Raw genomic sequence first — 12,095 nt, 5'->3', positions numbered from 1 at the left:
TCCCCGAAGTGCCCCCCTCAATCCCCCAGGCCCTCGAGCACCCTCCCTTGGTGGATCGGGAATGGGAATGGGCCCAGATGGAAGCAGCCTGGCAAGCGGGAAAGGCCGTTTTTCTCTCCGGGCCGTCCGGGGTGGGCAAGACCCGGCTGATGCTCGAGTTCGCTCGCAGCAAGGGCCCGTTTCTGCTGCTGGAGGGCCGTCCCAGCGATAGCGGCATCCCCTACGCCTTTCACACCCGGGCCCTGCGTCAAGCGCTGGCGCTCCTGGAGGGGGCCAAGCTATCCCCCTGGGTGCGACAGGAAATCTCTCGGCTGGTCCCTGAGCTGGCTGAAGCGTCCCCGCCCCCCATCACCAGTATAGAGGGTAAGCTGCGGCTCTTGGAGGCCATCACCGAAGTAATTCGGCAGCTGGCTCGAGCCGGGGTAGCAATCGTTGCGGCAGACGATTTGCAGTTCGTTACCGACACGGCCAGCCTCGAGGTCTCGGTCTACGCCATGGCTCGGGTGCTCCCCGAGCGGCTGGGCTATCCCATCATCGCCTTCCGTAGCGAGGAGCTGAGCCCATCCATTCGGGAAACCATCCTGCAGCAAGTTGAACGCGGTCTGGCCGTGCTGATCGAACTCAAGCCCCTCACCCAGGAAGGGCTTGGCGCCCTCATCCAAAAGCTTTCCGGCAGCGAGGCCCGGCTGTTCAACCAGCGGCTCTACCGGGCTACCGGTGGCAACCCGCTCTTTGCCCTCGAGGTCCTCAAGGAACTCTTTGCCTCGGGCAACCTTCGGGTTGAGGAGGGGGTCTGGAGCACCCCCTACGATGAGGCCACCCAAGACTACCGCGAGCTACCCCTGCCCAAGAGCGTACAGGCTGCGGTGAATCGCCGGGTAGACCGGCTGGGCGGTGCGGTGCGGCGGCTCTTGGAGGCAGCCAGTCTAGCCGAGGAGGGGTTCAGCCTCGAGGAGCTGGCTGGGGCCACCGCGCTCTCGGAGTGGGAGGAACTCGAGGCGGCCGAGTTGGCTCAGCAAGCCGGTCTGCTGCGGCAAAATCCCGATGGCCTGGGCTTTACCCACGATCTACTGCGGCGGGCCATGAGCGAGGGGCTTTCCCCAAGCCGACGCAAGGTTCTGCATCACAAGCTGGCCGAGACTCTGATCCGACTCAATGGGCCTCCGACCCAAATTGCCGAACACCTCGAGCAGGCCAGACAGCTCAAGAAGGCTGTGCCCTGGCGCCTCAAGGCCGCCGAAGCAGCCCAAGCCATCTACGCCAATCGAGAAGCCCTGGAGCAGTACAGCAAAGCCCTGGCCGATGGGGTGGAAGGCCTCCAAGCGTTCGAGGTTCACGCGGCTCGAGCCGAGCTATACCAACTTCTGGATGAGCAAAAGGACTGGAAGGAAGAGCTACAGGTGCTGGCAGAAGGGGCCCAAGCGCTTAAAGACCCCGTGCTGCGGGCGCGGGTTGCGCTGGCCTGGGCCAGGTTCGAACAGCATGGCGGGCGCTATGACCGGGCCCTGAGCCAGCTCGAGCCCCTGCTGCAAAACCCAGCCTTGCCTGAGGCTCTGCGGGCCCAGGCCTATTTTGAGAGCGCTCAGGCTCTGCTCACCCTAGGGCAGGGGGCCAAGGCCCAGGAGTGGCTGCAGCAAGCCCTGCGCCTCGAGCCCAGCCCGCTTTCCCCCCTCGCCGCCGAAGCCCATCTAATCCTCTCGGACCAGGCCGTAGGGCAAGGCGACCTACCCACAGGGCAGCATCACGCCCGCGAAGCGCTGGCGGCCTTCGAGGCTGGGGGGAACCGGCGAGGCCAGGGGATGGCCCTGCGCAACTTGGGCCGGGCGGTGGGGATCGGCGGCGATACCACCGGGGCGATTGGCATTTTGGGGCAAGCTTTGAAAGAAGCCGAGGCCGCCGGGGATGTGGTGTTACAACGGCATATCCTGCTCAATCTGTTCAAATTCGAATTCGAGACCGGGGCCCTCGAGGCCGCTCTTCACCATCTCGAGCGAGGCCGGACGCTGTTCGAAAACCATCCCGATCCTCTGCAAGAGGGCATCTTCCTCAACAACCTGAGCGTGCTTCAGCGCATGCGGGGCGAGTTTGGCCAGGCCCTCGAAACCCTGCAGGCTGCCTTGGCGCTGGCCGAGCGTAGCAGAATCGCCCAGGGACGGGCCCGACGTCGGATGTCGCTGGTGGAGTATTACCTCGACCTGGGCCGGGCTGAGGAAGCCCTTCCGCTGCTGAGAGAGGCCCAGGCCCTGATTGAAGGGGCTGAGTTGGACGAGCTACGGGCCTGGCTCCAGGCTCAGTACGCCCGCCGGGAGGTGTTCATCGCCCAGCCCGAAGCAGCCCTAGCACGGCTCGAGCCCCTGCTGGCCGGAACCTTCACCGACCCTCACGACGGGGCTCGGGCGGCCTGGACCGCGGGATTGGCTTGGCTGACCCTCGGGCAAGCGCAAAGGGCCTTAGAGGCAGTGCAGCGCTTCGAGGTTCCGCCCAACCCTCCTTTTCAGGCTCGAGCCCTGGCCGTGCAGCTAGAGGCTTCAGCTCAGCTCAAGTCCGACATATCGGAACTCCTCCGCGAGGCCGAGGCCCTCTTAGCAACCCAGACCGTTCCATTGCTTGAGAGCCTCGAGCTCTACCGGGCTATGGCCCTCGCCGCTCACCCGGCTCAGGCCCGAAAGTATCACCAGGCCGCGGCCCCTCTACATCGCATGATCGCGCAGAGCCTCGAGGGTTTCCCCGAGTTCTGGACGGGGTTTCTCCAGCGCTATGGGCTTGGGGGGAAGCTCTAGGAAACAAAGACCTTCATTTTGTGACGGCCAAGTGACACAGCCTTTTCTACCCTCTTGGCATGGGGGCAGAGAGGGCAATCCGAACCCGGGTCTATCTCCTGCGGATCGAGCGTGAGGTGGACGGCTCGCTTCGGCTGACGCTGCGGGCCCGGGGGGTTCACCAAGCCCTGCACTTCTCTAGCATGGAAGCCCTCACCGTACATCTGCGTGGGCTCGAGGCCGAGTTCAGGCCCCGAGGGCTGCGTTAGGGGAGGACCGTATGAAGATGGCCTGGGTAATTGCAGCAGCTTTTCTGATCGCTTCAGCTTGGGCCCAAAGCCCTGTCACCTGCGGGTGGCTTAGCCCCCAGCAGGTCCAGGCGGTGCTGGGAGCAGGAACGCCAGGACACGAGAGGAGCCCACAAACCGGGCAGGGAAACGGGGTGCGTATAACCTACGGGGGTTGCGACTGGGAGATCCCGGGCAGCAGCGGTCAGATGGGCAAAGCCTTGATCTTGACCTGGGCTCACCTGGATTCCACTCGCGGCCCTAGCGCTAAAGAGCTAATGCAGCAGACCATACAGGCGGAGCAGGCTCAGACAAATGTAAAGTTTGCCCTGACCCCTCTTTCTGGGTTTGGAGATGAAGCCTACACCCTCCTTCCCTTTGAGACCCCTGCCCCATCGGGGGCGGTGGTAGTGCGTAAGGGGAACTCGGTGGTTCTGGTAGCGCTCTTCAACGTTGTCAACCCTTTCCCTCAGGCTCAAATGCTGGTTCGAAGCGTCCTGGCCCACATGCCCACTCAGTAAAAAGGGGGATTGCATGCATCGGTATTCGACCTTATTGCCCTTGTTGCTGCTTCTAGCTTCCTGCGGAGGGGGCTCGGGACCCCCTCAAACCGGCACCTTCGGGCCCGGTATCCGTGAGATCCTCAGCCTGAACGGCGTGCCTGCCTTCAAGCTCTCCAACGGGGAAATCGAGAACGGGGAAATCGAGCTGCTGGACAAACCCGAAGACACCCAGTGGTATCTGGACCGCTTTCCCCCGCCGCCCGCCAGCACCAGCCAGCGGGTACGCCTCCAGGACTTGCCCGCCAGTGTGGATCTCTCGGCCTATCAAACCCCCGTTAAAGACCAAAACCCCCGTGGCACCTGCACCAACTTCGCGGTGGTGGCGGCCCTCGAGGTGCGCTATAAGCGGCAGTACGGCCTGAGCTTAGACCTCTCTGAGCAATGGCTCAACCACTTCCAGAAAATGGATGCCCTAGACACTCAGGACACCACCAACGACTCCACCGGGGATCACCGACCCAAAGCGCCCGGCACCCTCGAGAACCAGCTCGGGATGTGGGGTGGGGGCAGCGTGGTCTACAATCTGCGGCTGCTCTCGAGCGGCAAGCTGGGGATTCCAGAAGAAGGGGCAATGCCCTATTTCTCAGGCAACAACGGCGACAGCAGCCTATGGAACCCACCGATTACCTCGAGCAGTTCCCAAAGAACCATAGATGACTTCAATCTCAGCCAGCAATCGGTGACCTACAAGATGCCCTATCCCACCACCCTTACCGTGCTACCTCAGAATGCGCAAAACACTGCCCGGTACCAGGCCGGACAGGTAATCTATGCCAGCAGCAGCGACCTGGGATCGCTGGATTGGTTCAAAACCCAACTGGCTTCCGGGTCTGAAGTGGCCTTTAGCGTTCTGCTCGACTCCGATGACCCCAACCCCAACAACAATATCTGGGAAATCGCTGATAAACCCCGTACCGACCCCAAGACTTGGGCTGGGCACGCCATGCTGATGGTCGGTTATGACGACAGCAAGAGGGCCTTCCGGGTCAAGAATTCCTGGGGCACCGGCTGGGCCGAGGGGGGCTATGTTTGGTTCAGCTACGATTTCGTGACCAAGGGCAAAATGCGCGAGGGAGCGGTGGTCAAAAGCGTTCTACCCCCAAACACCGCTCCGCCTTCCGAGCCACTCTTCATCGGGCGCTACAGCCTCGACCACGACGGCTGGCAGGGGATACTAGACCTTTACCATATCCCTGACCCCAACCTCTTCAAGTTCCAAAGCGGCACTCCTGACCGTCGCCTAGGCACCTATTACGGCCCCGACGGGTTGGGGCGGCGGGTCAACGGAACCCTCAGCGGACGCAAGATTGACTTTTACATTGACTGGAATAACCCTGGAGCCCGCAGCTATGGAGAGCTAAGTGGGCTGCACTTCACCGGCTACCTATCCACCGATAACCAAAGCCTTACCGGAACCATGCTCGATAACCGCGATGGCCAAACCTATGGCTTCTACGGGCTCAAGAGGGGGTATCTGAGCGGTATCTCCAGCGACAGCAGCGTGACCCTGAACTCCTATGTGGGCAATTGGCAGGTTTACGGGCTGGAGGTACCCACCGGAAACTTCTCCATCACGGCGGTGAACCCTAGCACCGGGCAGGTCACCGGCAAGGTCTTTGGCGGCGGGGCGCTGACCGGCACGGTTAATACGGCTAACCCCCGGCTGCTCAGCTTCCAGTTGAACGGCGTGACCTACCAAGGTTACCTCTTCGGCCATGAGGCCGGGGTAATGGCGGGCACGGCAGGCCCAGGAACCGGTTTTGTAGCGACCCGCAGCGACTTTAGCACCCCTCTGGTGAGCATCCAAAACCCTGCCCCCGGCGATACCCTCTACCGCACCCAGTCCTACACCCTTGCGGGCCAGGCGACCGGTGACAACGGCTCGGGCTTTGCCAACCAACCCTTGCCCTGCACCTGGACCAGCAGTGACGCGGGCGACAGCCAGTTCCCCATTAGCGGCAACTGTACCCCCACCATCCAGATTCGCCCAGGCAGCCCCTCCAGCGTCACCTTTACCCTCTCGACTACCGCCTACGGGGGCAAGAGCGCTCAGACCGGCGTGACGGTAAACGTGCAAAACCCACCCAACAGTGGCCCACCGGTGGTGAGCATCCTCGAGCCCGTGAGCGGAAGCGCAGGCAGCGTGGGTACGAGCGTATTCCTCAGGGCCTCCTGGGTAGGCGGTACCGCTCCTTACAACGGGGTTCGCTGGACCTGGCAAGCCACCCATAAAGCGGGTTGTGCGGAGACCGACATCCCCGCCGTGTACCACCCACCGATCTACCAGGGCCAAGAGCCCTACTGGTCGTGGGATACCACCGGGGCACAGAACGTGGCGAACGGTTGCGGCTTCGACAATGATGCCGGAACGATTCGCTTCTACGTCACCGACTCGCTCAACTTGACTGGCTCAGCCTCTATCCTCTTCAAGCTGACCTACGTCCCACCGCCCAACTGAACCCCACCTCAAACAGCCCTCAAATATTTGGTTACGGAGGAATTCATGAGCAACCCCCTCAAGCTGGCCAGTCTTCTGATGCTCTGCATGGCTCTAGGCTACGCCGCGAACACCGCTTACAAGCTGGTTATCAATGGCAAAAGCGTCGCGGGTCAAGCCATCGTGGTCAACGGCCAGACCTACGTGCCGCTGGCGGCGCTCAAGGCGGCGGGCGTGCAGAGCGACCTGGCTTCGGGCACACTTTCGCTCACCCTACCCAGCGTAGCCGGTGGAGCCAATCAGCTCAGTGCCCTTCAGGGCTGCCTGGGCCAGACCCTCTTCAACGGCATCTGGCGGGTTCGGGCCACCAAGCTCGAGCCCATAGAGATGAACGGACAAAAGGGCTACGGGGTGACGGTGGAGTGGCGCAACGCAACCCGCCACTCCCTCACGCTCGCTGCCACCAACCTGAGATACGGCGAGGGGGATATTGCCCTGGCCCTGGAGGATGGCAGCACGGTTAATATGTACCGCTACGACTACGGCTGGGTGGGAGATGCTGTCCCTCAGGCTGCTCCCTACACACACCAAATCCAATTTTTCACCGACAGCCCGGCCAAGCCTAGCAAGCTGATCCTGAGGATTGAGCCCATCGCCAAGGACTCGAGGGCCGTCCCCCCCGACGTGCGCTACACCGTACCCGACCCCAGCCTTCGCATTGACTTGACCTGCACCGAGTAGGATTGGGCAGAGAGCCACTCGAAATACAAAGCGAGGTGGGGGATTCAACTCCCTCACCTCTGCAAGTCGGGTTTACCTTGACAATGATTACCAAGCCGAGCTGCCATCGGGCCTACAGGGTTGGTAGAGATACCCTGAGGCCGTGGGTCCCACCAGGTTCAAGTCCCGCCGCGCCGCGTTGAGGTGGTTTTGGTTGGCATAGTTGCAGTCCGGAGACACCGAGTACTCCACCACGAACACCGCCTTGCCCTTCTTCACAAAGCTGTTCACCAGGTTCTGGCACTCCCCATACTCGAAGCACTGCTCCGACAAGGCCCAGTCGTGATAGGGCTCCAAGAGAGCCGCCTCCCCATTGTTCCCCTTGAGCCCCACGCTCATCCCGTACTTGTGTACCAGCTCAGCAATCGCCCGGGTGTAGGCATGGTTCTGTTCCATGGAGATCGGGAACCCCGGGTTGTTATCCCAGACCTCGCTCTCATCCGGCTCCACCGCATCGAAGCCCTTATCCTTACAGTCCTTGATTCTGGCCTCCATCAGCGGGAGCAGGTACTTCTGCTGTCGCACGTCGAGCCAATAAGAGCCATTCCAGCCCGCGTCCTTATTCCCCCACAGTTTGGCGTTGGGATCCCCGGTATCCAAGCGGTACTGATTCTGAGCCTCCAGGAAGGCCCCCTTATCCGGGCGGTAATCCTCATACACCCCCACGTCGATATAGCAGATGGCCACCGCCCCAGGCACCGCCGCCTTCAGTTTAGCCACCGTATCCGGACTGGCCATGTAATCCTTATCGAAGTCGTAGACCGTGACGCCGGGCTTCAAATCCCGAGGCACGCTAAAGCCCTGTGAGAGCTGCCAGTGCCAGCTAATGGGGGTGGCTGGGCTGGGTTTCCACCAGGAGCCGGGGGCCGGGGTAGGCGGCGGGGGGTTGGAGCCGGGGCTATAGGTAAGGGTGAGGGTAGCCGAACCCTTATTCCCCGCGGCATCATAAGCGTTCACCTGAAGGGTGTTGGGGCCGCTGTTCAGGGTCACGCTGAAGCTATAGGAGGGGTTGCCTCCTGGGGTGATGCTCAGATCTTTCTCCGCTCCGGCGTTGAGCTGATAGGCCACACGGGTCACCCTCACCTCATCGCTGGCGCTCCCCTTCACCGTGATGCTGGCCGTGTTTACCGTGGTGTTATTGGCCGGGCTACTGAGGCTGACCTTGGGAGCGGTGGTGTCCGGGGTAGGTACGGGCTGGCCAGAGCCCCAGGTGAAGGTAAAGCTAAACTGCCCCCTGTTGCCCGCGGCATCGTAAGCATTCACGGTGAGCTTGGTAGAGCCTCGAGGCAGCGGCAGGGTGAACTTGAAGCTCACCTGGGGGCCGGTGGCCGGGGTGGTCGTCAGGGACTTCTCTGTCCCATCGCTAACCTGGTAGGTGACCCGGCTTACCCCCACGTTATCCGAGGCCGTGCCTTGCACGGTCAGGTTCAAGGTGGTGCCCCCGGTCGCAGCGCCAGTAGGATCGGAGCCATAGGTTACCGAGAGCGTGGGGGCGGCGGTGTCTTCCGCCGGCGTCGAGAGCTGGGGCTGCCCGGAGCAGGCCACCAACAGGCCCAGCCATAAAATGTAAGCCAGATGTTTCAACGGCGTCTCCTCTCGAGATGGATTGGATTGGCGGCAGTACCAACCCTTCTTTGGAGGCAGGCCATCTGGCCCCTCCAGCAACCCATGAGAAAGGCTCGGTGGGTTGAACGGGAGTATTCAAACATGGGGAAATTGGCGTTAAGTTTTGCCGTTTCGTCAATTGGTCTTTAACCAACCCAAATAACGTTACTCATAAAGGTTGGGTTGCGAGTTTACTTGTCTCCATCGCAGAATCAAGTCGCGAGGGGCGGGAAGAGGGGGGTAACTTTCACATCCAAATCTTGAGCCAATCTTTAGCCAAAATGGGCCATTGGGCAAAAATAAAAACTTTTCTACGCTTTTGAATGGCAGCCTCGAGCCGTCTCCTTGGGAAAAGTCCGACCTCGGGCAGGATCGAGCCCGATTGGGTCAGCTTCTGACGTCCATAAAAGACGGTAAGGCTTCGGTGAGAGCTAACCCCCAGGCTTCTTAACCTGCCACCGAAACCCCCAGCCCATCTCCAGCCCCAACCCCTGCTCGAGCGTAACGAGGGTATAACGGGGAGTGGTCTAGCCTAGGGCCTGTGATCGGTAGCCTGCCCCAAACCGCACAGATGCAGGCTCAGCTCAAGACCCTCTTGCTCAAGCGCGAAGGCCTAGCCCTGGCCCTGTGGGGCGAGCCCGGCATCGGCAAGAGCCACACCGCGAGGGCGCTTTTACGAGAGACCCCTTGCCGCAGCTTCAGCTTCCACGCCAGCGTACCCCTATTCGAACTGGCTCGAGCCCTCCCCACTCCAGCCAAACTCCCGGCCTGGGCCGAGAGCTTCCTAGTGCGCCTCAAGCAAGGAGAGCGCCTCGAGGATGAAAAGGCCGCCTCAGCCTTGAGCGCCTTGCTGGGGGGGCTGACCCCAGTCATCCTGTGCCTTGAAGATCTGCACGAGGCCAGTTCGGAGCAGCTCGCCGGGGTGGTGCAACTAGCCACCATGATCCGGCGAACCAAGGGGGTAGCCCTGCTGGTCACCAGCCGCATCCCTCCCCCCGAACCCTTCGAGGCCCTGCGCTTGGAGCCCTTGGACTCCAGGGCCAGCCGGGCTTTGCTCGAGGGCGCGGTCTCGGCCTCCCTACCCCCCGCTGCCGCTGAGTGGATCTACGTCCAGGCCCAGGGCAATCCGCTTTTCACCCTGGAATACCTGCGCCACCTGGCCCGCATGGGATTTCTCTGGAACGACGGCCAGTGCTGGCGGTGGCGATCCCCCCCCGCCGGCTTGGTTCCGCTCACCATCGAGGCCTTGATCGAACGGCAGCTGCTCGAGGTCTCCGCTTCCGAAACGGCCCGTCGTGCGCTGGAGGCCCGGGCCATCCTGCCCCTCGAGGCCCCAGCGGAGCTCTGGGCTAAAGTAGCCGGGCTCTCGCTGGACGAGCTGGCCTCCGCTCAGGGGGAGCTGGAGCGGCATCACCTGCTGCGGACAGGAAAGTTCATTCATCCCCTGTTTTGCGAGGTACGACGAAAAACCCTGAGGCCGGAGCGCAAACAGGCCCTGGCCCGGCGTGCGCTCGAGGCGCTTCACGACGACCCCATCGCCGCCGCAGCTTATCTTGAAGAGGCCGGGCTGACCCCCGCCCAAGCCCTCGAGCTGCTGCAAAGGGCGGCTGAAACCGCCTTTCAGGCCAAGGATGAGGTGCAAGCAGCCCGGCTTCTGGCCCAAGCCGTGCCCTACGCTGGGGAAGAGGCCGGGGCCTTGGCCTTGCGGGCCGCCCAGCTTCTTCAATACCACGACCTTCCCGAGGCCCTACGCCTGGTTGAAGTGGCGCTGCACTCTCCCTTTGCCACCCCCGAGACCCTGCGGTTGTACGTTCACTGGCTTGCCCGCCAGGGCCGCCCACCCGACCTTCCCACCCTGCTCTCCGGTCTGCCTGAGGCACTACGGGCTACCGTAGAGCCCCACAGCCTAGAGCTGACCATGCTTCATCAAGCGGGGGATCACCGGGGGGCCTTGGCGGTCTGGGAAGCCCACCCTGAACTGCACCCGGCCCCTTCGCCCGAAGCGCTGCGGGCCATAGCGGCCTCGGCCTTGGCCTTGGGCCGAATGGAGCAGGTCCAGACCCTCCTCACCCAGGCCCAGACCGTTCCCCTGACCCCCGAGCAGGAAGCCGAATTCGGCTCGATCCAGGCCCTAGTCCACTATCACCAAGGCGATTACGCTGCTGCTGAGGCCACCATTGCACGAACCCTGAGCCTGCTGGAGGGCCTCGAAGCCCCCCGCCTGCGGGCCACCGCTTTGGTCAATCGAGCGGCTTTTCTGCGGATGCTGGGGCATTATCCCCAGATGAACGCCTGCCTTGAGGAGGCACTGCACATCCGCCGTCAGGCCGGGGAACTCAAAGCCTATGCCTTTGCCTTGGCTGCCCTGGCCGAGCTGCTGGTGGAGCAGGGCCGCTACACCGAGGCCGAGGAGGGGCTGGGCGAGGCCATCGCCGCCCTCGAGCTCTACGGCCCTAGCCGCTTCCTGATCAATGCCCACTCTATGGCCAGCCTGTTGTACGGAGCCCAAGACACCCCCCTGGCCCAGCTTTTGGCCCTCAAGCACGCCGGGCGCGCCCTGAGCTATGCCCGCGAGACGGGGAACCCCAGGGTGGTTCGGGAGATCCTCTTCGATGCATCCCTAGCCCAGACTCGAGCAGGCCATGCCCACCGGGGGCTCGAGCTGGCCCAGGAGGCCCTGGGGCTGGCCGAGGCCGCCGGGAACTCCCCCCACGACAACTTCCGTACCCTTTGGGCGCTTGGTCTAGCCCTGGAGGGGCTGGGTCGGCCGGCTCAAGCCATAGAAGCCCTGCAGGAAGCCCTGGCCGCGGCGCAGCAACTCGGCGTACCGCTGGACGAGCACAAGCTGGGCCTCGAGCTTGATCGGCTCACTGGAAACCTCGAGGGCGCCCGCAGGCGTTTGCGCTGGTTCGAGGAGCGCGGCCTGCTGAACGGAGCCCATCTGGCCCGCCGCTACTTCCCCGCATTGAACCAGCAGCCCCCTGCTGATGCCGCCCCATCCCAGGCCCGGCTCCGTCTGGAAGTGCTGGGCCCCATGCAACGGACGCTGGGGGAGCAGGGTGAGGCCATTCGGGGGCAAAAGCGCAAGGAGTTGCTGGCGGCCTTGCTCGAGACCCGCCTGGCCGGACGAAGCGAGATGAGCAAGCTCGAGCTTCTGGATCACCTCTACCCCGGCGAGGACGAGGAACGGGCAGCTTCCTCGCTCAAGGAACTGATCCACACGGTGAGAACGAGCCTGGGGGCTTCGATGGTAACCACCACCCCCTCCGGGTATGCCCTGGGCGCAGCGGTCAGCTCCGACCTGGAAGAGTTTTTGCGCACCGGCGAGACCCGCTTGTGGCGGGGGGTTTATCTGGGGGGGCTCGCGTCCCTCCACGAGACCGTGCGCGAGTCGGCCTACCTGGCCCTGCATACCCGCGCCCAAGCCCTGCTCGAGGCCGACCCCAAGGAGGCCGCCCGGCTGGGAAGAATCCTGCTGGAGGCCAACCCCTACGACCTCGAGGCCCTGCGCCTGACCCTGGGGGCCCTGCGCCGCTCGGGGAACCACAAGAGCCTGGGTCGGCTCTACGAAGAGGCCAGGGGATGGATGCTCGAGGTAGGCCAGACCTTGCCGGAGCGCTGGCCGGAGTTCCTTGCCTCTACCCAGGGCTAGTCCCTCCTCCAT

At 63.1% G+C, this 12,095-nt stretch carries 7 protein-coding genes; 6 read left to right on the top strand and 1 reads right to left on the bottom strand.

Translation table 11 applies throughout. The annotated features are described in order from the left end of the window. The 5 genes from Mgrana_RS13485 to Mgrana_RS13465 all read left to right on the top strand — a co-directional run. Positions 1 to 2,780 (top strand): ATP-binding protein (locus Mgrana_RS13485; RefSeq protein ID WP_147371306.1); only part of this gene is annotated, 2,780 nt, incomplete at its 5' end. A gap of 59 nt (positions 2,781 to 2,839) precedes the next feature. After that, positions 2,840 to 3,028 (top strand): hypothetical protein, encoded by a 189-nt coding sequence (locus tag Mgrana_RS13480; protein WP_119358124.1) that lies wholly within the window; start codon positions 2,840 to 2,842, stop codon positions 3,026 to 3,028. Between the two features lie 11 nt (positions 3,029 to 3,039). Then, positions 3,040 to 3,567, top strand: coding sequence for a hypothetical protein (locus Mgrana_RS13475; protein ID WP_119358123.1), 528 nt, complete (start codon positions 3,040 to 3,042; stop codon positions 3,565 to 3,567). 13 nt (positions 3,568 to 3,580) lie between these two features. Then, positions 3,581 to 6,067, top strand: coding sequence for a C1 family peptidase (locus Mgrana_RS13470; protein ID WP_119358122.1), 2,487 nt, complete (start codon positions 3,581 to 3,583; stop codon positions 6,065 to 6,067). A gap of 45 nt (positions 6,068 to 6,112) precedes the next feature. After that, positions 6,113 to 6,787 (top strand): hypothetical protein, encoded by a 675-nt coding sequence (locus Mgrana_RS13465; RefSeq protein ID WP_119358121.1) that lies wholly within the window; start codon positions 6,113 to 6,115, stop codon positions 6,785 to 6,787. An 87-nt stretch (positions 6,788 to 6,874) separates the two neighbouring features. On the opposite strand, the gene Mgrana_RS13460 is transcribed toward Mgrana_RS13465, so the two are convergent. Next, complete coding sequence (locus Mgrana_RS13460) at positions 6,875 to 8,410, bottom strand: endo alpha-1,4 polygalactosaminidase (protein WP_170146487.1); 1,536 nt, start codon at positions 8,408 to 8,410, stop codon at positions 6,875 to 6,877. A 562-nt stretch (positions 8,411 to 8,972) separates the two neighbouring features. Between Mgrana_RS13460 and Mgrana_RS13455 the strand changes: the two genes are divergently transcribed. Next, complete coding sequence (locus tag Mgrana_RS13455) at positions 8,973 to 12,083, top strand: AAA family ATPase (protein WP_119358119.1); 3,111 nt, start codon at positions 8,973 to 8,975, stop codon at positions 12,081 to 12,083. The last annotated feature ends 12 nt before the right edge of the window (positions 12,084 to 12,095 follow it).

The sequence above is a fragment of the Meiothermus granaticius NBRC 107808 genome (genome assembly GCF_003574355.1).
Taxonomy (GTDB): Bacteria; Deinococcota; Deinococci; order Deinococcales; family Thermaceae; genus Meiothermus; species Meiothermus granaticius.
Note: the sequence above shows the minus strand (reverse complement) of the source record. Positions and strands in the feature narration are given on the sequence as shown.

Coding starts and splice junctions, on each gene's coding strand:
- Mgrana_RS13480 (WP_119358124.1), top strand. CDS start 2,840: ATGGGGGCAGAGAGGGCAATCCGAACCCGGGTCTATCTCCTGCGGATC.
- Mgrana_RS13475 (WP_119358123.1), top strand. CDS start 3,040: ATGAAGATGGCCTGGGTAATTGCAGCAGCTTTTCTGATCGCTTCAGCT.
- Mgrana_RS13470 (WP_119358122.1), top strand. CDS start 3,581: ATGCATCGGTATTCGACCTTATTGCCCTTGTTGCTGCTTCTAGCTTCC.
- Mgrana_RS13465 (WP_119358121.1), top strand. CDS start 6,113: ATGAGCAACCCCCTCAAGCTGGCCAGTCTTCTGATGCTCTGCATGGCT.